Source organism: Psychrobacillus sp. MER TA 171 (assembly GCF_023713305.1).
Taxonomy (GTDB): Bacteria; Bacillota; Bacilli; order Bacillales_A; family Planococcaceae; genus Psychrobacillus.
This window is the reverse complement of sequence record NZ_JAMAWN010000007.1, coordinates 123,609-148,288: the sequence shown is the minus strand read 5'-3', so window position 1 is coordinate 148,288 and position 24,680 is coordinate 123,609. Positions and strand designations below refer to the sequence as shown.

The 24,680-nt window shown below is 33.7% G+C and carries 26 protein-coding genes and 1 tRNA gene; 22 read left to right on the top strand and 5 right to left on the bottom strand.

Annotated elements, in window-relative coordinates; all coding sequences use genetic code 11:
* Positions 1–42 precede the first annotated feature (42 nt).
* The 8 genes from M3627_RS09050 to M3627_RS09015 all read left to right on the top strand — a co-directional run bounded on the left by M3627_RS09050 (position 43) and on the right by M3627_RS09015 (position 10,819).
* Entirely contained in the window at positions 43–504 is a 462-nt protein-coding gene (locus M3627_RS09050) for a hypothetical protein (protein WP_251554964.1), read from the top strand.
* Between the two features lie 76 nt (positions 505–580).
* Positions 581–955 (top strand): hypothetical protein, encoded by a 375-nt coding sequence (locus M3627_RS09045; RefSeq protein WP_251554956.1) that lies wholly within the window; start codon positions 581–583, stop codon positions 953–955.
* 18 nt (positions 956–973) lie between these two features.
* A complete protein-coding gene (locus M3627_RS09040; RefSeq protein WP_251554947.1) occupies positions 974–1,525 on the top strand; it encodes a hypothetical protein in 552 nt (183 codons plus the stop codon).
* Positions 1,512–2,498: a hypothetical protein gene (locus M3627_RS09035; protein WP_251554945.1), complete on the top strand. Its 987-nt coding sequence runs from the start codon at positions 1,512–1,514 to the stop codon at positions 2,496–2,498. The genes M3627_RS09040 and M3627_RS09035 overlap by 14 nt, the downstream gene beginning before the upstream one ends.
* A gap of 15 nt (positions 2,499–2,513) precedes the next feature.
* Positions 2,514–2,705 (top strand): hypothetical protein, encoded by a 192-nt coding sequence (locus tag M3627_RS09030; protein WP_251554943.1) that lies wholly within the window; start codon positions 2,514–2,516, stop codon positions 2,703–2,705.
* Positions 2,692–10,200 carry a hypothetical protein gene (locus M3627_RS09025; RefSeq protein ID WP_251554941.1) on the top strand — a complete coding sequence of 2,503 codons (7,509 nt, stop codon included), beginning with the start codon at positions 2,692–2,694 and terminating at the stop codon, positions 10,198–10,200. The genes M3627_RS09030 and M3627_RS09025 overlap by 14 nt, the downstream gene beginning before the upstream one ends.
* Positions 10,201–10,296: 96 nt before the next feature.
* Positions 10,297–10,581, top strand: coding sequence for a DNA-entry nuclease (locus tag M3627_RS09020; RefSeq protein WP_251554931.1), 285 nt, complete (start codon positions 10,297–10,299; stop codon positions 10,579–10,581).
* Positions 10,582–10,600: 19 nt separating this feature from the next.
* Positions 10,601–10,819 (top strand): hypothetical protein, encoded by a 219-nt coding sequence (locus M3627_RS09015; RefSeq protein ID WP_251554929.1) that lies wholly within the window; start codon positions 10,601–10,603, stop codon positions 10,817–10,819.
* A 588-nt stretch (positions 10,820–11,407) separates the two neighbouring features.
* On the opposite strand, the gene M3627_RS09010 is transcribed toward M3627_RS09015, so the two are convergent.
* Together M3627_RS09010 and M3627_RS09005 are read right to left on the bottom strand one after the other, a co-directional pair.
* On the bottom strand, positions 11,408–11,644 hold the full coding sequence (locus tag M3627_RS09010) for a hypothetical protein (RefSeq protein WP_251554927.1): 237 nt from the start codon (positions 11,642–11,644) through the stop codon (positions 11,408–11,410).
* Positions 11,641–12,147 carry a sigma-70 family RNA polymerase sigma factor gene (locus M3627_RS09005; protein ID WP_251554922.1) on the bottom strand — a complete coding sequence of 169 codons (507 nt, stop codon included), beginning with the start codon at positions 12,145–12,147 and terminating at the stop codon, positions 11,641–11,643. The genes M3627_RS09010 and M3627_RS09005 overlap by 4 nt, the downstream gene beginning before the upstream one ends.
* A gap of 291 nt (positions 12,148–12,438) precedes the next feature.
* Between M3627_RS09005 and M3627_RS09000 the strand changes: the two genes are divergently transcribed.
* From M3627_RS09000 to M3627_RS08985, 4 genes are all read left to right on the top strand, one after another.
* Positions 12,439–12,684 carry a thioredoxin domain-containing protein gene (locus M3627_RS09000; protein ID WP_251554921.1) on the top strand — a complete coding sequence of 82 codons (246 nt, stop codon included), beginning with the start codon at positions 12,439–12,441 and terminating at the stop codon, positions 12,682–12,684.
* Between the two features lie 87 nt (positions 12,685–12,771).
* Positions 12,772–13,692, top strand: coding sequence for a S8 family peptidase (locus M3627_RS08995; protein ID WP_251554920.1), 921 nt, complete (start codon positions 12,772–12,774; stop codon positions 13,690–13,692).
* A gap of 15 nt (positions 13,693–13,707) precedes the next feature.
* Positions 13,708–13,863 (top strand): YvrJ family protein, encoded by a 156-nt coding sequence (locus tag M3627_RS08990; protein ID WP_251554919.1) that lies wholly within the window; start codon positions 13,708–13,710, stop codon positions 13,861–13,863.
* Between the two features lie 20 nt (positions 13,864–13,883).
* A complete protein-coding gene (locus tag M3627_RS08985; protein ID WP_251554918.1) occupies positions 13,884–14,090 on the top strand; it encodes a hypothetical protein in 207 nt (68 codons plus the stop codon).
* Between the two features lie 52 nt (positions 14,091–14,142).
* Here M3627_RS08985 and M3627_RS21050 read toward each other — a convergent pair whose 3' ends face one another.
* Both M3627_RS21050 and M3627_RS08980 read right to left on the bottom strand, forming a co-directional pair.
* Positions 14,143–14,412 (bottom strand): YesK family protein, encoded by a 270-nt coding sequence (locus tag M3627_RS21050; RefSeq protein WP_353056458.1) that lies wholly within the window; start codon positions 14,410–14,412, stop codon positions 14,143–14,145.
* A 429-nt stretch (positions 14,413–14,841) separates the two neighbouring features.
* On the bottom strand, positions 14,842–15,564 hold the full coding sequence (locus M3627_RS08980; RefSeq protein ID WP_251554917.1) for a phospholipase A2 family protein: 723 nt from the start codon (positions 15,562–15,564) through the stop codon (positions 14,842–14,844).
* Between the two features lie 164 nt (positions 15,565–15,728).
* Here M3627_RS08980 and M3627_RS08975 point away from each other — a divergent pair.
* Positions 15,729–15,799 (top strand) — tRNA-Cys (locus M3627_RS08975).
* Between the two features lie 28 nt (positions 15,800–15,827).
* On the top strand, positions 15,828–15,989 hold the full coding sequence (locus tag M3627_RS08970; protein ID WP_251554915.1) for a hypothetical protein: 162 nt from the start codon (positions 15,828–15,830) through the stop codon (positions 15,987–15,989).
* 335 nt (positions 15,990–16,324) lie between these two features.
* On the opposite strand, the gene M3627_RS08965 is transcribed toward M3627_RS08970, so the two are convergent.
* Entirely contained in the window at positions 16,325–16,501 is a 177-nt protein-coding gene (locus M3627_RS08965) for a ribbon-helix-helix domain-containing protein (protein ID WP_251554913.1), read from the bottom strand.
* Positions 16,502–16,663: 162 nt separating this feature from the next.
* Here M3627_RS08965 and M3627_RS08960 point away from each other — a divergent pair, with 162 nt between their 5' ends.
* The 8 genes from M3627_RS08960 (at position 16,664) to M3627_RS08925 (ending at position 24,641) form a co-directional block, all read left to right on the top strand.
* Positions 16,664–17,572: a hypothetical protein gene (locus M3627_RS08960; RefSeq protein WP_251554911.1), complete on the top strand. Its 909-nt coding sequence runs from the start codon at positions 16,664–16,666 to the stop codon at positions 17,570–17,572.
* Between the two features lie 12 nt (positions 17,573–17,584).
* Complete coding sequence (locus tag M3627_RS08955) at positions 17,585–20,782, top strand: DUF5704 domain-containing protein (protein ID WP_251554910.1); 3,198 nt, start codon at positions 17,585–17,587, stop codon at positions 20,780–20,782.
* A gap of 77 nt (positions 20,783–20,859) precedes the next feature.
* Complete coding sequence (locus M3627_RS08950; protein WP_251554902.1) at positions 20,860–21,903, top strand: GGDEF domain-containing protein; 1,044 nt, start codon at positions 20,860–20,862, stop codon at positions 21,901–21,903.
* 201 nt (positions 21,904–22,104) lie between these two features.
* Positions 22,105–22,398, top strand: coding sequence for a hypothetical protein (locus M3627_RS08945; protein ID WP_251554894.1), 294 nt, complete (start codon positions 22,105–22,107; stop codon positions 22,396–22,398).
* 299 nt (positions 22,399–22,697) lie between these two features.
* The gene (locus tag M3627_RS08940; protein ID WP_251554892.1) at positions 22,698–23,246 is read left to right on the top strand and encodes a hypothetical protein; all 549 of its coding nucleotides are present in this window, start codon (positions 22,698–22,700) and stop codon (positions 23,244–23,246) included.
* Between the two features lie 115 nt (positions 23,247–23,361).
* Positions 23,362–23,760 carry a hypothetical protein gene (locus M3627_RS08935; RefSeq protein WP_251554890.1) on the top strand — a complete coding sequence of 133 codons (399 nt, stop codon included), beginning with the start codon at positions 23,362–23,364 and terminating at the stop codon, positions 23,758–23,760.
* A 196-nt stretch (positions 23,761–23,956) separates the two neighbouring features.
* Positions 23,957–24,310, top strand: coding sequence for a hypothetical protein (locus M3627_RS08930; RefSeq protein WP_251554888.1), 354 nt, complete (start codon positions 23,957–23,959; stop codon positions 24,308–24,310).
* Between the two features lie 19 nt (positions 24,311–24,329).
* On the top strand, positions 24,330–24,641 hold the full coding sequence (locus M3627_RS08925) for a hypothetical protein (RefSeq protein ID WP_251554886.1): 312 nt from the start codon (positions 24,330–24,332) through the stop codon (positions 24,639–24,641).
* Positions 24,642–24,680 lie beyond the last annotated feature (39 nt).

Sequence of the window (24,680 nt, the reverse complement as noted above, 5' to 3'; positions counted from 1 at the left end):
ATAGAGCAATACATTTTCAACAAAAAAGGAGAGAAATAAGAAATGGAAAACAGTACAGAAAGATCCCTATCATTTGGAGCAACCATATTTCTTGCTCTAGCATTAATTACTTTGGTGGTTGGTGTATTCATTTTAGCAACAGACAGTAGTAAGGCAGCAACGTCCGAGTTTAGTAGCGTTACGTCCGAGTTAAAAGATACAAAGTATTTAACGTTCGACAGCACTGAAGTAGCAGGTTCACAAGTGGTAAATGCTTTACGTAAATTTGAAAAAGACGGTGCTGGTGGAACTCTTGGAATCTACGTAAAAACTGGTACTGGAAATGGTTCATGGTACTACAATACTGTCTCAAGTGACGGTAATTCCATAACTGCTGCTCCAAAACCAACGAATGTTAACAATAATACTCATGCAGAGTATGTCAATCCATCAGGATTATTTAAAGCAACAGTAATTCGTGACTCTAACCAAGTTATAAGAGCAATTAAGTTCCAACAAAACTAAGCAAGTTTAATGGTATGTTACTCCATTACCTAAAAAGGAGGAAGGGGATACAGCTTTTAGTATCCCCCATATTTTTATGATGAATGAAACTATTGATCGCACAATTGAGTTTACATTGGGATTCATATTGATGCTGCTAAGTTTAGCCTATACATTTTGGTCCATGACGGAATGGGCTTCTGCATATGAGCATATTCCTTCTGCAGCAACAATTTTTATAGAAGAGACACACATTCCAGAAGAAGTTAGTTGGAACGGAAACCAGGTTGTAGCCAAACTGTATCGGCTAAGCACAGAGAATATTTTAATCGAAGTGGACGGAATTTTATTTCAGACGGAAGCAGATGTATTGACCTATCAACAAACCGTTGATTTAGAAGCTCAATATAGCAAAGTATTTGAAATGAATGATAGTGGAGAAATTATCAAAATTAATTTTACTAAGTTGTGATCTAAAGGGGGGGCAACTGTGCCAGATTCATTTACTAAATTATTATCTTATTTTATAGCGTTGCTGCTCCTATTCTGTGTACCTACCTATTATGTTTTCAAAAATGAAGAAAATCTACAGAAGTTAAAAGCAGAACAAGCGGTAACGGACTTTGTAGATAATGTACGAACTAAGGGCTACATAACACCAAAGATGTATGAAGATTTTCAACAGGAATTAGAGCTAGGGTTTATCTTATTCCGAACAGAAATAAAGCACGAGAAAAAGGTTTATACCCCTATCTATACAGATCCAACTAATCCAGCTACATTCACAGGCGAGTATGTAGTTGATTACGACGAATATTACTGGGAGCAGATAAAAAACTTTCTTTTTGATGAATCTAATCCTGTTCCCAAAAATGAGCGAATGTATAAGCTATCAAAGGATGATTTTTTCTCTGTTTATGTAGAAAACATGTCTAAAACAAAGGCAACTATGATGTTTGACTTTTTCACTTTGGGCATAGGAGGAAATGATGTAGTGATTTCCATACCGTATGGAGGGATGGTTTTAAATGAGGATTACTAGTTTTTCAGTAATTTATATTTTAATCATTTCTACCCTTCTTGTATTTACTCTATGGCGTTATGAAGATACAAAAGCATTCACGGATTTAAATAGACAATATGACAGGGCAATGACCGTAGCATCACATGATGCAATTGATCAATTAAGAACAAATGTAAACCCTTCTGCAGAAGCGGGCTATAACTCGCTAAAATTTAACCGTGTTAATCCAGAGCCAGCATTTCAAACCTTTATTCATACACTGTCTTTAAATATGGAAGTAGAAGACAAGATTACTGAAGATGTTATGGCGAGATATATACCTGTATTCGCAATCCTTGACTATGATGGAGCACATTTTAATGTGTACCGAGAGTTTACAAATGCACAAGGCTTAAAAGAACTAAAAAGAACCTGGCTACCTAAAATTCCTTTTACTTACCATGATGATTTAGGAAACGTTATATCTTTTACGCTTGATGATTATGTGACCGTATTTGATGTTGGTATGAATGAATGGGTTAGTGGTAATCGAAATGAAATAAAAACAGATGTAAATATACCACTCCTGCACGATGGAGATACTTTTGAAAGAATCCGCAGAGACACTATTGTAAATACTTTTCAAGAAGAACTAGCCTACTACATCAACGAACATAATACTTATACCAATCGGTTAGGTATTACATACAAATTTATGCTTCCATTAATTCCTCAAGATGATTGGTACAACACGGTTGATGATATTGGTGTATTTGCATTCCTACAGGGTTATCCCTATCAGCGTGCAGAGGGAACATTTAATCAATTTGCATTAGCTGGTACCAAATTATTAAAAGAAGATGTCATACAAGCAGCGACCGTTAATGGGGAAAGGATCTTCTTCAATAAATCTTGTGGATTTCCTTATCAAGTGGAGGAAATTTACCCTTCCAAGAAAGAAGCTGCTAAAGCTGGATATATAGAAAAATCTTGTCTCAATGTTAAGAAATAAGAAGGAGTCGTACAAATGATAAAAGAAAATAAGGCCACTATTGTTTTAGGTTTATCGGTTTGCCTTTCGCTGATTTCCCTAAGTTTTCAACTCACCTATATGGGGGCAATTTTATTTCTAATTGGAGCAGTTTTACTAGGTAATGTTGAATTCAATAAATATATAAATAAGAAAAAGATGAGGGGAATTAACGATGAAAGTAAATAAACAGAAAAAAGAAAAATTAATTACTCCATTTAATGTAATAAATTCTACTCCTGGAAAAGTGATTATGACCACTGCAGTAGTCGCAAGTTTAGGGACTAGTGGGGGATTAGAGTTAATTATTCAGGGTGAAGGAGATAATAAAGCATTTGCAGCAGAACCAAATCAAATTGGACAACAAGTAGTGATTAATACTCTCAAAGCTGGCGATATAGTTAAGTTTGGTAAACAAGATTGGATAGTATTAGATCCTTCTAAGGGAATGATCATTAAAAAATCATTTTTATTTAAAAATTGGTCTTTTGGTGATTCCAGAACTAACAATTTCTACAATATATCGAATGGATTAGGAAAAACGTTAAATGAATATTACTTTGGCCAGATGGCTATATTGACTGAAGCTGAAAAAGCACAGGTACAAAGTACGCAATGGAATATAGGGCCACGCAATAATGAAGCTTCACGTAAAGTTTCATCCAAAGTCGGATTACTTACAGCTACAGAATGGGAGAAATACAGTAAGCACTTTAATCCTGAAACAGGAGTACTAAGTACAGAAGACTTTTCTGGAATGTGGACACTAACCACTAGTACAAATAATACAACTATTGGTGTTGGTTATTACTCAAGAGTAGATGCATCATCAGGGCAAGATCCTTCTCAGAATAGATTTTATGGGGTTATTCCAGTTATGTATTTAAATCCAACTAGCACTCTAGAGCTAGCATCATATAAATCCGTAGATGAACCATATATAAACCCTAGTTATAATAAAGAAATAGAAAATTTTGAAGCTGGTGATGTAATAGAGTTTGCAGGTAAGACTTGGATAGTATTAGACCCGCAATCCCGCTATTTGATTGCGGAAAAAATATTCCAGCAAAATTATTATGTAGCTCCTCAACTTTTTGAACCAGGTTATTATTCTGAAACCTATAGTCTAGGATCTCCTACTTATCAGCAAATTGAAAGCCCAGGATATTATACAATCACTCGTTTTGCTGAAGAAATGGGACCTTATATGGGCCAAATAAATCTAAGTACATGGGAAACTCCTGCTTTTAAACAAACTACTGCAAGTACGATTACTTCCAATGCTAGATTTGGTTTAATGTCAGTAGAAGAGTTTAGGAGATATGGGAATTTATTAACTATAAATTCGGATGAGAGATTTATGTTTTGGTTAAGAGATGTTTATCAGTATAGTGGATACGGTATTGACAATCATGGATTTAGAGCTCGAGTTGATTCAAGTAGATATATATCTGAAACAGCTTCAAAAAGAACATCAGATACCATCTATCCTGCAGCTTATCTGAGACCAACTATGTATTTAAAACCAAATGTCAAAGTTAAAAGTGTACGAACTTCTAACCAAGCACCAACAGTTCAATTAGAGCCGTTAAATAAAATTAATTATAAACATGGAGAAAAGGTTATACTTTCTGGTTCAATAGAGGACTTAGATGGGGATGAAGTTACTGTAACTGTTACTATTAATGGAATTACTAAGTCGTCGGTTATCACAGGGACAGGTTCCTACAAACTTGAATGGAATGTAGATGAAATTGGAGAAGGTACATTCTCCAATATAGAAGTTAGAGCCGTAGATTCTAATGGAGCAATTACTAAATCTACTATTCCAAATCCAGTCAATATCGATTTTACTGCTCCTGAAAAACCACAAATTAAAATAGATAACCAAGAACTAACATCAGAAGGGGTAATAGTTGAAATTACTTATCCAAATGATGCTGCTGTAAAAGAATATAAATTGGGGGATGGAGAGTGGAATTCATACACAGAGAAGATTCCATTAATTCAAAATACAAAAGTTTCTGCAAGAGCCCAAGATGCTGCTGGTAATGTTTCTGAAATAACAGAGGTAAATATCACAAATATTGACAGTGACGCACCTGTAATTACTCTAACTCCAGAGACAATAGATCCAATTAATACAGAAATACATGTTGATGTGTTAGTCACAGACGGAAGCCCGGTAGTTGAGAAGAAATGGGCAAAAGGGACACAAGAAATAAGCTATTTCCATATAAATGGCACGGCTATTGAAAATGATAAATTTATGGTAAGCGAAAATGATACGTATACCGTCTATGCAAAAGATGCAGCAGGAAATGAAAGCATTGAATTTGTCACTGTTTCTAACCTAGATTTTGAGAAACCTGACAAGCCAATTATTTCAGTAGACAATACTGCTCCAACCAATAAAGAAGTGACTGTTACTATTGAATATCCAAATGATGCTCATGAGAAACAGTATAAATTAGGAGCAGAGGGCACCTGGAGAGAATACACTGGTCCAATTAAAGTATCGACTAATACAGAAGTCTTTGCTCGAGCAAAAGATAGAGCCGGAAACTATTCAGAAGAGAGCACTCTTACTATATCCAATGTAGATTCTGTGGCACCAGTGATTAAAATTGAAGGGGTAGTGGATGGTGAGACTTATGTAAATGAAGTTACTCTTAGCTTCGAAGTACAAGAACAAAATAAATTCACTTCGGAAGTGACTATAAATGGCGAATCATTTACGGGCACAACCATTAAAGAGAGTGGTTCCTATATTTATACGGTGAAAGCTACAGACGAAGCCGGAAATGTAACAGTTGAAACTGTTTCATTCCATGTAAATCATACTCCTGCTATTTTAAGTAAGGTAGACAATAAAACGCTGGCTAAATTTAAAATAGAAACGATTGATTTATCAACGTTATTCGAGGATACAGAAGGGGACAAGTTAACGTATACTGTCACTTCTAATAATCCTAGTGAAGTAGGTGTTAAGGTAACGGATTCAACTTTAGAGGTAGAGGCTCTAAAACAAGGGAAAGCAACTATTAGCATTACAGCAAGCGACAAATACAGTACATCGAAGGAAATCTCTTTTGAAATCGAAGTGAGTTCTTTTGCACCTGTCCTTACATTTAAAGACGCAGAAACAAAGGTAGTAGGGAAAGAGGATTCCGTTCTTATCGAAGGTACTGTAAAAGACGAAGATAAAGAAAATGTTACGGTTACTGTGACATTAAATAATATCTCTAAATCTATTGTTATCCCAACAACAGGAGAAGAAGATCCTTGGTCTATTAGTTTTGGTAAGGAAGAACTCTCAGCTGGAGTTTACACGATTACAGTAAAAGCAGAGGATCCGTTTGGTTCAACAGCAGACTTATCTAGTGACGATTATGTTATTAAGTTGCCAGGCACACCTGCAGAATATGAATCTACTCTTAGCGGATATGAGCAGGATATTAAAAAAGACCGTCAAGACTTCACTAAGTCTGAACACGAAGTATTATTAGAGGCTTATATTGCTATAGAAGGATTAAAGAAAACAAATAATCCTGATGAATGGTTACTAGTAAAACCTAAGGTTGATGTTTTGGCCGAGGGTAAAGTAAAAGAAACTTTCTATAAAGCTATATCTGGAAATGCGTTAGATTATTTGAAAGGCAATTTAGACAGTGCAACTAAGTCAGACTATGAAACAGCTGGAATGAAAGATGTTCAAGAAAACCTGGTATCAGAATATAACAACAAACTAGCAGAATATTTAACGGAAAAGGGAGACCTGTCAGCGGAGGATATTCAATTAGTTATTGATGTTGTAAATGCGTTGGATCAAGCACAAAAGACGAATGAGATAAACGATTGGAAAGCTGCCCTAGACTTAATTAATCAACTAGAGGACGGGGAAGTAAAAGATGGTTTCTTAAAAGATGTTGAGAGTGGTTTCTTAAAAAGCATCGAGTTAAATCCGACTAGACTTACAGAGGACCTTTTAGAAAACTTCTTAGACATTTCTATTAATGCAGAGCTAGAAGGAGAGTACCAAGTTTATTTAGCAGATGTTATAGCAGTTCAAGGCTCACTAACGAAATCATTATTAGAACAGGTTATCAAATCTGTAGACAATGTAGTAGATGTTACCGGTCAATTCAAAAAAGAACTAACCCAAATTAAACTCACAGATTATGAAAATGCTGTTAAAGCCCTTGTAGATGGGAACTATAAATCTAGTAAAGAAGATAAGCGTCCTGAGATGAACTTAGCTATGGTAGTTCATAGTCCTTCTTCTATGACTGCTCCTGCCTTAGATACTATTGGTGTGAATTATGATGTAAATCACATTCCACTTTACCAAGACTTCTTAGAAGGTTACCTAAGGGATGTTGCTAAAGAAGATATTACTAAAGCAGTGCTGCAGCTAATTATCAATGTTGTAAATGCAGTAGAACAAGTTAAAGAGAATCCAACAGATGAGAACATTCAACGAGTAAATGACCTGTTAGCTGGTTTAGATTCTAATGCACAAATTGTAAAAGACACTAAGCAGGCAGTGAATGGCTCCATATTAGATAAAATAAATGGTGACTTTACAAATGTAACGGAAAAACAATTAGAGAACATTGGAATTGAAGATGTACTAACTGAACGTCTTCCACAGTACCAAGAAGCCCTAGAAGAATACGCTAAAGAACATAAGCCGAATAATCTAACGGTAGAAGATATTCAAAAGATAATTGATGCTATCAATGGCGTGGAAGATGCTAAAACAAATCCTTCTGCAGAAACTATCCGTAATGCACATGACGTAGTAAATAATCTAGACGGTGGTACTTTGAAAGACAAGCTATTACAGGAGTTAGAGGATATAACTATTGAATACATCGTGAACGATCCGGGTGCCATTACAGAAGAGTTACTTGATTTTGCTAACTTAGATACGGACAGTAAATTAATCGATTCCTATATCGAATATCTGAACGATGTCTTACCAGGTATGCCTAAACCTGTATCAAAAGAACAACTTCAGGAACTAATTGATCTTGTGGATGCTGTATGGGCAGCCTACCAAAAAGCTATAAATGAGCCTTCTAAACCGAATGTTTTAAAGTATGAAAAAGTTGTTCAAACGTTAGAAAATGGTAGCTTTAAAACTAAAATGTCAGAGCTTGTAGATGACGTGGCGCTAGTTTATTTAATCGCTAGTCCTTCTACACAAGAGAAAGATGATTATAACCGATTAGAAACTTCTATTAATGAAAGTAACCTAAACGCTTATAACACCAATATGGCCAAATACATTCAGGATACTAGGGGAACAAATTTCTCACTCACCGAAGTAGCTTTAGTAATCTCAGTTACTGACAAAGTAGAAATTGCTATGGATAGTTCTACTACAGGGAATGTACAACAAGCATTACAGGCTGTACGAACACTTGAAAACGGAGAATTAAGAAAAAGTCTGCTCTCTGCTTTAAATGTTGAGGTAATGGATAGTATTATTCTGAATCCAGATAAAGTTACAGCTGATGATTTAATTAACCTAGGACTAGATAACGTGAATCCAGCTCTTGAAAAAGAGTATCAAGATGCTTTAACCAAGTTGAAGGATGATTTAGGAGGCAATCTAACATTTGAGGATGTTCAAAACGCTATCGATGCAGTAAATGCGGTTGAAAATGCCCTAGAATCAGGCAACAGTGAAGATATTAAAAAAGCTATTGAGGCAATTAACAAATTACCTGATGGTTCCTTAAAAGATGATTTGCTAAATAAGATAAGGGATCTGGTAATAGAGGATATTATTAAAAATCCTACTGATGTTACAGTTGAAAAGTTAATTATTGGTGGCTTTGATAATGTGGATAGTTCTTTAGAAGAACAATACCAGGAAAATTTAATTGACTATATTTCTCCTTTAACTAAGGAAGCTATTCAACAAGTAGTAAATGTGGTTAATCAAGTGAAGAAAACCAAATTAGATTTAACCCAAGCCGATCGTAACAAACTATCTGAAATGGTTACTCAGCTAGAAGAATCTGTCATGAAGGAGAATATGCTTCAAGTATTCGCTGCACTTAATCAATTATTTACAACTGAACAATACTTTAACAAAGACAATGTGAGAAAGGCTTTCGAGGAAGTTGAACTTGTCACTACTAGTGACAAAGCATATCTTGAACAAATGGCTAAATCCTTCGCCCAAGTCTTAACGGCAATTGTAGAACCTACAGATGAAACAGTAGCTCTTGCACAAGCAGAGTTAATCAAATTAGAAGATGGCCAATTAAAGTCAAGATTCCAAACTCGCGTAGGAGGAGCATACTTAGAGCATGTTATTACTGCTCCAGGTAGTAGCGATTATACTGACTGGATCAATGCTGGATTTGAAAATCTAGTGGAGGGTGATTTTGACTCATATAAGGGTGCTGTTGGTGCAATCACGGATGAGGTTGGACAACTAACGAAAGAGCAAATTCAAGCCGTAATTGATGCAATAAATGCAATGAATCAGGCAAAGAAAAATCCTACAAAGACAACCATTGAGTTTGCTAAGGAGAAGATTAATTTGGTAGTAGACAGCCAGTGGAAAAACGACGCATTAGCGGAAATGGAGACATTATGGAAATCCATTCAGCCGAAACCACAACCGCCAGTAACAGAACCTCCAGTAGTGAACAAACCTATTGAAAAACCTGTGGAGATTGTTCTTCCTAAACCTTCAGAAAAGGTAATGGTAGTTGAAAATAAGTATGCGGCTGTTGTGATGGAAATTCCTCAAATTGAAGTATCTGAAACATCAGAACTTAAAGTGAAAATCAAGATTCATGCGAAAGATTTATTGAATGGTTCTAAACTATATATTCATGCCAATTCAGCAGGAACTAGAGGACTTGGAGCAGCAACTAATCTCACAGCGAACCCAGGTGTTCAAATTATCGGAGCCAATGGAAAAGTAGTTGAAATAGACTTAGGAAAAATGGATAAAGGCGTCATTGAAGTAGATCGTGATCTAGTGTTCGGTAAAGACGGAGAGTATATATTAAAAGGCGTTTTCGTAGCCAACGGTACTAACCTAGAAACGAATACAGTAAAAGTTTCGGTTTATAAGGATTTAGCTATCCCTAATACTGTTTTACCTAATATACATGGAATGTCAGTTGCAACGATGAAAGCAAATGAAGATTTATCCTTATTTAAGCTAGACAAAGACGGAAACTTAATTCGGAGTGGGAAAGCCGATAAAGGTTCTCTACATCTCGTGTATGATACGTTTAAAGGCTACTACAAATTAGCGGATGGATTCTATGCTGCTCCATCTAAGGCAATTACTGTCCATATTGGCAAAGGGGAAGTAAGGAAAGATAGTGTGAATGTTTATGATAAGAATGGTCGTTTCATCCGAACTATTAAAAAGGGACAACAATATAAAGTTTATTCCTATGATAATAAACGTTATTCTATCGGAGGCGGAGAGTTTATTGAGGTACAAGACGGAGTGACTTATGTGTTTGGCTGGATGACAGTTAATAAGCCAATGACTTTGTACAAACCAGATGGTACAGCTGAAAGAACCTTAAAAGCCGGAGAGAAATATCGAATTTATCGAGCAGATGATGAATATTTACATGTTGGCGGAGGATACAAAGTGAAGCGGGAGCTTACTAAGTTCACTTTCTTGAAAAACTAAATAATTTCGATTGATGTTCGTATTCATTTCTCCTTTAATGAGAAGTGAATACGACTTCATTATATCCATTGAGTTAATTAGAAAGGGTGATTTATTTTGACTAGATCTTATATGTTAAATGGGTTTGAATATACGTTATCAAACTATAGAATGAAATATAATTCAAGCTTCCACGAAAACCATGGAAAACCGTTTACAGAAGAAGAGCTCGCTTACATATGTTCCATATGGGAAGTTACTAAAAAGGATAGTATATCGAGAGTTCTGGGTAGAACGCATGGAACAATATTAAAGAAAGTTAATGATTTAAGAAGGAATGACCAATTTGAATATTATAAACGATTGGGTTTAGATCTTTATCATAGTTATGTTGTCTCTTAGATAAAAGGAGGTCGTTCCATTGGATAATCGGTCAACCATTAAATCCGTCAAGCGGCATTATCTATATGCTACTGTCTGCTCCATTCTTGGAATCTTTTTTACGATATATATATTAATTGATCGCAATCCTCCTGTAATAGTATTTGTGCTATCAGCAATTAGTACGGCTATAATTGGTGGTTTGATTGGAGTGGTCATTTCTAATTTTTTCGAAGTAAGTAGATTAAAAAAACAATAAGAGAAGTGCCAATTAGGGACTTCAGAGATTAAGTAGTGCCTTATTTTCTTATTCAAGAAGGGGGGAGAACACTATCAACTGTCATTAAGTTTTCATTGTTATAGAAACCTATATATGTCCCTTTTTTTTTAAACCGTTTGAAATGATTGTAATGGCTAAACATAAAGAATTAATGTAACCACTTAAAGAATTAGTGAATAAATTCCTGTAATTATTCGAGAATATAACATAAAAGGTGGAAAGAAGATGATGTCTCAATTACAGAGAACAAGAGTTATGACAGTGTTGTATACCTAGTAAAATACATTAATCATCTTATCCAGTGTTGGGTAAGGTGATTTTTTAATTTTGAAAATGAAATGGAAAGTAAATAGTTTAAGAAAGAATGGCCAATCTGACTGTAATAAAAGATTTGGTTTAGAACTTTTTAATATTTTATGCTGTCTCTTAGGTGATTCTATAAGAATCCTTACTAATCTAAATCTTATTAGTTAGTGTGGCAGGCCAAACTTTCGATAATGGAGGGATATTTAATTTACAAATATAATTTGACAAGAAATCACTTTCCTATTGTGATATATTACGTAATTAGTCGTTCTCAGTATTTTTATAGTTATTTTCTTCAATAAACTCAAAAAAGTTTGGAGCCTTAAGGCTTTGGATAAAATTCATTTTTTCATAAATTTTTATCATTATCTCTTGTTCCAAATCCTCTCTTTCCTGAACAGGAGTATTTTGTAAACTCTTTTTTATTTTCGGCCTAAACTCTTTTATTAATTCAAGATATAAGATTTCATCTGTATAACAACAATTAGGCTCTTTCATTGAATCTTCCTCTCTTTATTGATTCGATTTCTTAACTTTTCAATTGCTTTTTTGTGATTGTAAGAAATAGTTTGTTCAGATTCATTTAGTATTTTTGCGACTTCTTTATTGGAGCAATTATAACTATATATTAAATCTAAAATCTTCAATTGCTTTGGTGATAAATGAGATAATGCATAATATATGTTTTGATTGATAATTTGCTCCTTAATACTGTTGTTATTATTAAATGATTTATACGTTAAATCTTCTTTTGAAGTTAATAAGAAATCTTTATTCACTGAGTTTAAGTCATTTCCATCCGACTTTGTCGAAGAATCCAATATCAGTAACTGTCGACTAGAATTTTTAGATAATTTTTTATCAAAATCAATTGAGTAGTAGTATATTAAGTTACTAATGTAATTAATAATTTTTACTTTACGATAATATCTAGCGAATGATGTATTTAATTTTTCCTCATTGTAACTAGTCGGCTCTTGTATAGCTTTGTTAAACAACAATTTATTTTTTTATCTTTCAAAAAATTCTTAATAATTGGTTCGCTCATTTTCTTTTTGTTTTTAAGATAGAAGTCATGTATTTTATTCATCAACATAATTCCTCCTTTATCTATAAAAGAGAAAGATTGGAAGGAATAATCAAAAAAATGTATAAAAAAAGAATGTATGTTCCCATTTCTTTATATTCTATCTTATAATACTGATGAAGTAAATTTTGAAACTTTTTATATTTAGTTTTTTATTTTTAAAGCAGATGATTCACTTTAATTTATAAGAAGGGGAGGAAAACATATGAAAAATAATATAGTTTTATACGGGAATGATGAATGTAGTTTTTGCAGAGAAGCTAAAGGTTGGCTTACTGAAAAAAATATGCCTTTCACAATGAAGGATACTAAAGAACTAAGTAATTTCAATGAGTTTAAGGGGTATAACTCTCCTGGTATTCCATTATTAATCATAACAGATGAAAATGCACAGACGGAAAAGAAAATTATTGGCTTTTCAAAAGAGAAATATACCAAAGAGTTTATTTAAAAAGATGGCACTTATAAAGTGCCATCTTTTTAATATTATACTACTTATTTCACTTTTATATATAAACATTTGGAGGTGAGAATTTATATGGAAAAAATAGTAGAATCACCCTATCAAGTTAAATCTATCGTTAATAAACTTGAGAGAATACCATATGGAATTGATCTTATTAAAACAAGAGAAGCATGGGAAAAGAGTAATAAAGGAGAAAGTATTATAGTTGCTGTAATTGATACTGGATGCGATTTTAATCACCCTGATTTAGAAGAAGCCATAATAGATGGTTATAATTTTACAACTGATGATAATGGAGATGTAAATATTTATATGGACTACCGTGGACATGGAACGCATGTTGCAGGGATTATTGCCGCTAGAGAAAATAATCAAGGAATAATTGGTGTGGCTCCCAAATCCCAATTACTTGTTCTTAAGACAATTGATAAAAACGGAAAAGGTAACTTACAAAATGTTATTAAAGCAATTAATTATGCGATTAGATGGAATGGTCCTAAGAACCAAAAAGTATCTATTATTAATATGTCATTAGGTGGAGTTCAACATTTTGAAGAGCTTTATGAGGTGATAAAAGAGGCAAGAAAAAAGGGTGTTCTTATTGTAGCAGCAGCCGGAAATGATGGTGACGGTAGGCCAGATACACAAGAAATATCTTATCCAGGATTCTACCAGGAGGTTATACAAGTCGGTTCTATAAATGAAGACCTAACACTGTCCTCGTATTCAAATACAAATATAAATTTAGATTTTGTAGCACCCGGAGGGGCAATATTATCTACATTTTTAAACGGACAGTACGCCCTATTATCAGGTACATCAATGGCTGCTCCCTATGTGTCAGGAGCGTTAGCACTAATTTTAAATTTACACAAAGAACATCACGATCCTGTTATCTCTTCCTTTTTAAGTTATTCTTATTTATTTAAACATGCAAAGAAACTAGGAAATTCTTACTTAGAAGAGGGTAATGGACTAATACAGCTTGCTTAAGAGAGGAGAGTTCCCATGGATTATTTTGATTTTCCAATGTGGGTAACAATTGTAAGTAATTTTGGCTTTCCTGTTGCACTCGCTATTTATCTTCTGGTCCGTTTAGAAATAAAACTGGAACAATTAACAGAAGCAATAGCGACTTTACGTAACGCAATTAGAAAAAAATAAGGGAGATTGGAGATTCGTTTATGAGAAAAATAGAGGATGATATTATTAAATATAATGATTTAAAGACAGACTTATTGAATATTGGAAAATGTATTGATTGTTGTGAAGAAGACGAAAAATGTTTTTATCAAGACTTAGCAATAACTTATTCAATACGTTTGAAAAATTTTCAACATTTTATTGAAAGAGAATATGGTTTAAAATGTTGTTGCAGTCCAAAAGCATAGTATAAAAAATGTGTCAAAAAAGCAAAACGCAAAAACGTTTTGCTTTTTTGATTTAAATTGTTTTGAATTTTGTTAGCATTGAAATAGCGGTACCAATAAATGAACCTATAGTTACTGAAATAAACATAAACAAAAAACTCATTGAAGCCCAGCCGTCTAATGTAAAAAAACTTATTAAAGCTATTAGAAATGATATCCCTATTAATATAACACTTGGTAACCAATACTTGGAATAATTCTTTTTTCGTAGTATGGAAGATATAATTGTAACTATAATAATTGTGGCTATCGTTATATAAACAAAATTTTGCAAAACTTTCACTCCCTTCTGTATTAGGCGTGGTAAAATATTACAAGTATATTGTAACTGAAAATTTTAAAAAATGAAAATAAATAAAAGCAAATAATAATTTAAATATCCTATTAAGTTTGTTGAAAAAAGTTGAATTTCTATGAGTGTACACAATTTTTCTTCTTTATCGAAAGAACATCCCCCTTTGTTCGATTATAAGTAGTTAATATGTTGACTTGACATATCCAAAGATCAGCTTAATACATCTTATAAATATTAATTAATGTATATCATGTTCTGAAACACCAAAGGTGTACAGTGTGAATTTATTATTTTATTTATTATTTCTAACCCTTTGCAGAATCGCCATATATTATGTATATGAAAACACCTACAGATAAAACACTTTTTATAAGTGCTCTATCTATAGATGTGATCTATTCTGTAATTTATTTTAAATTAACATCTGTTTGCATTCGTAGTAAACCATCCCACAATTAAACCAGCTGCATTAGTTCCGGAATAGCTATTTGCTTTAGCGCAATCCACTAATATTTTATCGCAACAAGGATCACCATTACCAAAACTTGACCAACAACGATCATGAGCACGGCAGCAATTATCTACTCCATTTGCAGGTATACCACCACCATAAGTCAATCCGTCACCACAACCCGGACCACAATGATTATATCCAATAAGACAAAACGGAATCCCCCAATCTTGTTCTATAAAACTTGAAAACGGAACAAAATCGTTATTTTCAATTAATTTATCATTTATTTTTTTCTCAAATAGTTCTAATGCATTAATTTCAAATGTCTTTAAATGTTCCATTTTATTAATATAAGAGTACACTTCAAGATACCCATTTTTATTAGAAACTTCAATTGTGTAATCTTCACCTAAAATGTTCCCATTTTGATCTTTATACTTAACATAGTAAATTTGGACATTATTTTTAACACGTACAATAATCATTTCTCCAGTTGCTAATTCTCCAGTAATTAAAGAACGAGTATCGAAAATATAAACCAGTTTTACATCTAAATGCTCTAAATTAAACGAGGTAATTTTTTGTAAAGATTCAACTATTTTCTTAAAATCCTCCTTCTCTTTTAATTCTTTTAACGCGAATTGTACATCCTTCTGATCGGTTAACCTTTTACCATCTAAAATCATGAAATTTTCCCCTTTCTGAAATAATGTATAGGTTTTTTGTTCCTACACCTTATAAAGAGGAGAATGTATCCTTAAAAACAAAAAGAAATCATGTAAATTTATATTAAATTATTTTGAATTTTTTATAGTTTATTGCTCTTTATTAAATGTAAAGTTATTACAATGGTGACATAGCCAAGTGGTAAGGCAAAGGTCTGCAAAACCTTCATCATCGGTTCAAATCCGATTGTCACCTTAAAATCTTATTAAAGGAGGTGATAGAAATGGATAAGGATAACAATAACAAAAAAGAAGAATTTACAACAAAAAGTGAATACATTTGTAAGGCTAAAAGGGAATGTTGTTCAGTTTCAACAGATTGTTCAGCACTTTACATTTTAAGACCTAATGGATCCGAAAGTTATGATGGATGTGGTTGTAAATAAGTATTAAAATATTTTTATATTTTAAATAGAATGGTGCCTTCCTACATTTTAGAAGCATCACATTTTTTATAACCATGTGTGGGTAAGTAAAAAATAGGATAGCAGAAGTGATTGACGAAGTAGAGAAATTTTAGTATGCTATTTATGTAATTTGGTGAAAAATAACCAGCCAAATATTGATTCACCTTAAAGAAATTAAATTACATAATATGGCAAAGAGGAATACCCTCACGCAAAATTACTGTGCTTAATAGTACAGAGACTTTGTGTGGGGGTTTTTTATTTGTAATAGACGAAAGGAGTGAGGAGCTAAAGAAAAACTACCAAAAGGCAGCTTATTCTTTAGTATTTGAAAAGTTATGCTTTTTAAGAAGTAATTCAATCGCTTGATCTAATAGCTTTGACATGGGAATATCTGTTTCTTTTGATAATGCTAACAATGAGTGATTCAAATCATTTCTAAGTGAATTAGAAAATTTTGTACGAGTTACTAACTTATTATTTTTAGCCATACGATTACTCCATTCTCATTTATTTATATTTATTATACATCTCTCTTTAAGTGCTTGCAAGTGCTTGCACCTAATGGAATTTTATAGTATAATTAAGGTAAGAAATGGTTATGTTGTATTTCTTTATAAAGAGATTAGGATAATCGAAAGGGGAAATGAAAAATGTTAAAAACAGTAGGTAAGTGGACAGTAGTAGGAGCAGTAGCTCTGAGTATTTTGGGTGGAGTAGTAGAAGGAGTTGGACAAGAACCAATTCAAGTTGAAGCTGCAACAAAAAATCTTCCAGATAATCATTTAATTGAGCAGTTGAAATTTGATTTTGAAAATAAGGAAATCCACGTTGGTGAAAGAAAAGGGACCCTTTTAATTCGTGTTGATCCACCGAAGAAAGAATGGAATATAGAGTGGGTTAATTGGTCAATTCAAAAACCTAAATATGTAAATGCAAGCTTACTTTTCAATAATGATTTAGCCAGCAAACAAAAACAAGCTCCAATTATATTTACAACAGATTATATTCTTAAAGGAGAGCCAGATAAATGGTCTTTAGAAGGTGGAATAGTTCGACAGGGGATGATGAAGTTTAGTGATTTCTCTAACTCGAATTATTACGCTGCTCTTGCAGTAAATTTACCCAAAAAATATAACAGTGATGGAATTTACTACTTCGCAATGAGCGGAATACGTGAAGAAGGTCAAGTTAAAGCATACTTTTTTCATAACGTAGATATAGTGGAAGAATCTATGCAAAGAGCCAAGGCTGGTGGTACTTTTCCTCTGATGAATAAGGTTATGTGGGGGAAAACCGAACTTTGGAAAGGTCAATTAGGAAAAGTTACTATAAAACGTCCTGTTGAGCTTTGGAAACGCGATGACAATGGTAAATATTCAATAGTACGTGAATTAAAAAAGGGCGATGAATTTAGAGTTTATCGTTATCTTAATGAAGGTAATGGATATTACGGTGTTGGTGCTGGGATGTATGTCAAACGTGAAGCAACTAATGTTTTGTATGAAACTCCTTCAAAACGAAATCTTCGTTTAATTCAAATAATGTACGGTGAGGAGTAAGAAAAGCTACTAATGAAAAAGCTTAAAAAGTCATTAATTATATTTTGCATAATATTAATGGCACCGCTATCACCACTGTTTGGAGATTTGCAAGCAGTGGAGGCGGCTCCTACAATTGATAGTCTTGGAGGAGATAAATCCTATGTCCATCGAAGAGAAGATGCTAGGCTGGGGCTAGGTATTTATGGTGGTTCTTTATCTAGTGATAGTCAAGGGAGATTAAGGTGGTTACTATCATCCTATACTACAGCAAGAAATAATTGGCATAATTGGCATGTTCAAAATGGTAATCCAACATGGAGAGTAGAAGTTGGTTTTGAAAGTGAAAATGCCTATACTCCTCCTGCTGGATGGGAAATTCAAGGTATTTTAAAGTATCCTGTGTACACACCTAGACATTATCCAGTGAGTATTAGAGATTGTACAGAGTTTACCCAAGGTAAACCAACTGGAACGGGAACAGCACCATGGACTCAACCAGGGTTAGGGAAATGTCACCCAACTACTTATCAAGGTCATTTAAACAGTAACCATTGGGCAGTAAATGATATATATCAATCTTCTTGGGCTTTTGATAGAGAAGAAGCAACTTGGGAAGGAAAAACTGGTCCTTTCTATATATTTGATGCTGGTCAGCGTTTATATGCATATGATTTTCGTATTAAGCCAGTAGGTGGTACTACACCGCCTGTTACACCGCCAACGGATCCACCACCAGGAGGAACGACTCCTACTGATCCTGGACCACCGCCTGTGTCACCACCGCCTACTGAATCTTGTCCAAGAGATGTTAGTGTAGGAGCTTCAGGTTCTATGGGAGAAAGTAATATGTTGGCAGACCCCAACGGTAAGATAATTGAATCTCCCGAAAGTGGTATCTTTAATGTTTTAAAATATGGAATACCATCATCTGAATATCTAAAGGTAGAGGGACAATCCGAAAAGTATTTAAGTGATTATAGGTATCAAGGTATGAGTGGTTCGGTTACTTATCAAGTTAAAGTGACTAAAGACTATATACTTAGATGGCTGGATAAAGCAGCAAATACCTACAAATATGAACACGTTCGCCAAGAACAAGTCGTAAGCGATGGTTATAGCGTTTCTTATTGGCAAATCGGACATTTAGCTGTGTATTCCTTTAATGATGCTATCTTTAGAAATTATGCACTGCCTAATGAGATGGTTATTGTACCCAATTTTCAACGGGTCTCAGCTAACTCTAATCACAGTGCAAGCGTAGGTGATCATGTATTCCCTAAAGATTGTCAAAGTATTTACTTAGGATTAGAAACAATAGAAGGTGGGGAGACGCAGCCTTCTGCTCCATCTCCTGATTTTGAAGGTTCAGCTAATAAAGGTAGCCGTCCTCCAGATGTAAAAAATGACTATGTAAATGTAGACGGTTATACTTCGATGCCTAATGGTATGGCATCTCAGAATGCTCCAACGCCAACACCTATTCCAAAGGCTCCGCAGGTAAAAGTAGAACAATCATCTTTACAGATTGAGCCGACTAAAGTGAATAAGTGGCAAACACCAAGTTCTATAACAGCAAGGTATGAAACAATTCATACAGTGAACACAAGTGGAGGTACCAGAGAGTTTACAGGTACATCACCTACCAAGATTAATACTGTTACTGTTCATACACCTGTTGTTATGTATGCTAAAGCCTCAGATGATAAGGAACATGACCAAAGAACAGATCCGCCGAATAGAGCTACTCCTGCAAATGCAGACACAGACAGACACGCATTTATCTTAGATAGACCATTTACCGTTACTTTACCTACAGAAGGACAACATTTAGATGTAGGAATGGCTCCTGGTTATGGCAATCGAGATTATGCTAAGTATACAAAAACAGATGGGAAACAAGTTAAGTTCCCATTTGATGTTTATACAGCTGATAAGAGTGCTTTTTATCCCAAGGAAACATGGATTAAGGTTCCTTTAAATCAAAAAGAAGTAACATTCTTTATGCCTGTATGGGTGCCAGAAGGGGAATATACAGTGAAATTCCGTAGCATTGCAATTAATGCTCCAGCTGAATTGCCTGAAGAACATCATGCCAATTTGAATTTAACCTATCGTACTCCTAACGGGGTGATGGAGAACCACGTTGCCTATGACACTATAGAAGTTGATGTAGTTGGTAGATTATATGATTTTCGTGTAACAGATGTACTTGATTACAATTGGGAATCTGTATTCCGTACTACTAGTGGATTAATTGAGCATACTGGTAATCATTATTGGGTTGGAGACAAAATGATTGATGGACAACCTCGTACTACCTTTGCAGAACCATTTAGATTACCGATTCGTCATGGTAGCCATCCAGATGGATATAAGAATGTTGCAGTCAAAACAGGCTATCAGTTTAAATTTGATCTAAAGACAAAAGGAGATATGAGGGAGCAGAATGATGGTGTACACATTACTCCTACTTTCTATTTTGTAGATAAAAACGGACAAAATCGACAAAAAGTAGATGTTTATTATCATAATGATTCCAACTACTTTGTGAAGGTTGGTTCGAGCCAGGATAAAGAGTATCGAATGGTTAAATTAAATGAACCTTTGCGAAACGTGCCAACTTCTCAATTGCATAACACAGCAGACTATTATTACCGTCATGCTGATAAGTATGGTTATGTGAATGAAAAAAACAATCAGTTCATTCATACCTTTATACGTAATTTTGAAAGAGATTATTCAAAGAAAGAGAATGCCACTGGTCCTTATGGAGATCAGATTCTTCATTGGAAGTTACGTACATTCATAGGCCCATTAGCTAACTCAGTGCCAGCTAATGCTATGGTTCCACAAGATGATGCTATTTCATCGGAGCAGCAATGGTACGGAGAATACAGCTTACCAAATGACCTCTATATAGTAGAAGAGGGCAGAGATATAGCAGGTTATGGTCTCACTCACAGGTTAAATAAGACACATCCTATTTTTTTACGTGACGGGTATCTAATTGTTAATTTTGATATCGAGTCCATTCAAGATGGAGACTTATCGAAACCTCATTTGCAATATATAAATGCAGAGTTGACAAATCAATGGAAACGGGAAGGTTTTAAATACAGCTTCACAGATCCATATGGCTATGTTTTCCCGCTTATCGATGGTGATGTAATTTTCTATCATGGAGATCAATCAAGTCTACAAGATTTTGATCCCGCGGTAACACATTAATAAATATGAAAATATCTCCTGCTAGCAATGTTTAGTAGGAGATTTTTTTATAAATAATATTAGGGGAGAGTAATTAAATGATTATAGAAATATCTTTGTTTCCTTTATTGTATATTCCGATATTAGCACTATTGTTGAGTATTTTCTCATGCTATTTATACGTAAAAATGAAGCTAAAAAATGATTTATATATGATGATTGGATACTTGTTAGCCACTGTAATATCTACTTTTTTATTTGTGTATATTAATGTTGAACGGTTGTTTTTTTGGGACAAACCCTATCATATAGCAAGTATAGTAGTACTTTTAACATTACTTCCTATGGCAGTATTCAAAGAAAAGCATCCCAAGTATAGGGAGAATTTATTCTTTTTTATACTATTAATAGCTGTTTTTCTTTCTTACTTCTTTACTTATTTGATTGCAGGAACGCTTGTTACACTACTATTTTTGGGTTATGGAGTGTATCAACTATACAGTATTAAGAATGGGAATATTGAAGAAGATGGAATTAGAGCACTATTAATTTTATTTATAGGATTATTTAGCGGTATCGGACAATGGCTGCCTTTTGAAAGCGGGGGCTTTTTTTATAGTGTATTACTTCTATTTTTACTGCTATATGAATGTTTAAGGTACTTCGAGAGAATGGTAAAGCTATTCAGGAGTGCTGGTATGAATAGCATTACAGATCCACTCACAGGGCTATTTAATAAAGGATTTTTATTGAAAAAGGCAGAACAATTAGCAGAGGAACAATCCATTTCTATTATCTTCATAGATATTGATAACTTTAAATATTTAAATGACACGAAAGGTCATGAACATGGCGATAGAATTTTAAAACAAGTTGGGGCAATCTTTAAATCAGTTATTAATAATAAGGGATTTGTCTGTCGTTTTGGTGGTGAAGAAATGGTGGCTATTGTTCTAAATGGAAATGCTAAAAGACTTGCAGAACAGTTTCGTGAACAAGTAGAGAAGAAAACAGAAGTAACTGTTAGTGTGGGAGTAGCAGGTGGAAATGGGAACGGTAGAGAAATAATTAAATTAGCGGATGAAAATATGTATAAAGCTAAGCACAATGGAAAAAACCAAGTCATTATTAGTGGTATATAGAATCAAGATTTAGCAATATGAGTAAATTTTAAAAGATATTTAACATAACTGTAAACACTTGATAATAAAATATTATTGTTTTATAAGAAATATTGCTCTATTATTAGATAAGCAACTCAAAAACCATAATTAATGCTTTATGGTAAATTTTGGGATATTTAAAAAAGAAAGTAGTGTTTTATCTTGTTGTTTTACCAAGAAATGAGTTATACATACACAAGAATTAAAAACATTGAAGAATCAAATGGTACATCAACACTCTTTCTTTACGTGGAATTAGCTCTATATAAAAGACAAGTCACTAAAGATGTAAATAGGCAGCAAGTTCAAGACGTGGTATCTGAAATAATTAGGGTTCCTTTAGAGGAAGCTCCTAAAGAATATAAAGAGTTAGAAGATGGAGAATTATACTTAGATATATCTAAAGAGACTTTTGAGAAGTTGAAAATTTTGGCAATAGCTAATTTTATTGCATTCGCGTCCTATTCAGAATAATTTTAATGAGCTACTTGAAGTATAAATAGTCGTTTGATATGATTTATAATATATCAATTTATTTTACTTTTTTTGCAAGCTCACTCTTTTAAGAGTAGTTCTGTGGTGATGATTAATTTATGCCTTTGGGCTTTTTGTGTTTCATAGCATTTTTATTTTGCTATGTGATCAAACAGCCTAAAGGCATTTTTTTGTTGTCTAAAAATAATTGATATACAAATAAATTGGGAAAGGGTGTTATGAATGTTAAATGGTTTTAACAGTAGAACTATTTATCAAAAGATAGGGGGGATTATGCTATGCAACCTTACTATCGAGTAACTTGTTTTATGGAAAAAGAACCATCAGAGATATTTCCTTTGTTACTTCCACTACATTTCAAATGGGCCGAGCGAGAATCTATTGTATGGGAAAAAAACGGAACCAGGTTACAAATTATTCCGTTTTCTTCAAAAGGATCTGATTCCATGGGTTATCGTATTCTCTATCATGGGAATCCAGATACATTTGTTAAGTTGATGGATCATTTCTTAGGAGGATTTACACCATTTTTCAGTGGAATCGAGTGGATTAATCAAACGAAAAATTCCCAAGAAAGTTTAGTGAAATTGGCTGAAGAGGAACGATACGAGCGTTGTTCCATGTATGGATTATACGAGCATAAAGGAGTAGGGATTGTGCTTATGCCATCTGGAGAAGTAAACCTGCAGGTTAGAAATCGGAAAATCAATAGCTTTAATTTAAGCAAATTAATGTATTGTATTGAGTCTGTAGCAGCTGCGTTTCAACCTAAAGCTGTTGACCTCTTTTCATTTCTTGAAAACGAGCAAGAAGTTTATTATGCATAGACTTTTTGGTAGTAGTTACAGATTATCGGGAGTGCCAAAATAATTAAATATCATTCGCTACAAGGGAAGAGGATGAAACTCTTTCCTTGTTTTTATTAATGGGAGGAAAACAAAAATGAATACAGCTGTTTTTGTTCAACAACTACCTGGACCAGTAATTAATCGTATTAAAAGAGAGTTAATCAGAGAAGATTCTTTTAACTCTCGCTCAAACAATGAAGAAGACATAGTAAATACTGCTTTAAGCAGCCGTCTATGTGATTTAGAAAATAAGATTGATATTTCTAAGGTAGTCAATGAACTAGTTTTTTGGAAAGAGCTTGGTCGAGATGTTGGTGAAATTGCTATAGGAGACACGATATGGGACTGTAACGGCAATCTATTTCTTGTATTAAGAAATCCCTCACGAGTAGGAACAGTGAGCCTAAGTGATGCCAAGGCCATGTATGAAGACGGAAGTCTATTACATCTTTCTGTAGATGAGGAAATCCTTACACTAAGTTGGTTTATGTAGTAAATCAAAGACTATTTATAAAAGGGGAGTTTAATCATGGTACAAAAATTTAATGTAGTAATTAAAAATTTTCATAACGATACTGATGTAATTTTGTTAACAAAACAACCAGTTTCACAGAGAAGAGCGTTACAGATTAAGCGAGGGGTAAAAAATAACATAAATCATGAAACATGTTATGTAGAAGTGAATAAACATGTGTAAAAATTGCAAACAAAAATTCATTTTTTACGTAGCAGAGACTACCTGTGTTAAGGAAGCAATTAAAGCGTTTAAAGAAATGTATGGGAGCTATCAACTACCAATTGAAGTAGAAATAGTAGAAGAAAAAAACACTATTGGCGTTACTACATTTGATCGTCACTTAGAGAGCGTGGAAATTCAATTTATAGATGAATTCGAAGAATATATGAGACCACAAAATAAAATTTATATTTATAAATCTAATATGTTAATTTGGAACAATTCTTTAGTTTTGGTTTGTATTGCAGACCGAAAACCATATCAGTGTCTTAGTTTCAATTACATGCCTGGGAGAAAAATTTATTAATCCAAAGGGGAGTGCTTATATGAAAAAGACTATGCGTTTTGAAAAATGGAGAAAAAAAGTATTGATTGAGGTACTAGAATATGAGGGACAGACATGGATTGATTTAAAAAATCCTAGAACAAAAGTGGATATAGCTACTGTTACTACCGGACTTCGTGTAGGGGTACCCAAAAACCATGTTGCAATCAGGGACTACTCTGAGAATACAGGCGTGCTTGATTTTCTGATAGAAGCAGGAGTAGTAGAACAGCCTGCTTTCTATGTACCTTCAGGCTTTGTAAATATTCCAGTTTGTAAGTTACTTGTGGAACCAACAAAATTCAATTATTAAATAAAAAAAAGATCATTACATATATATTGTAATGATCTT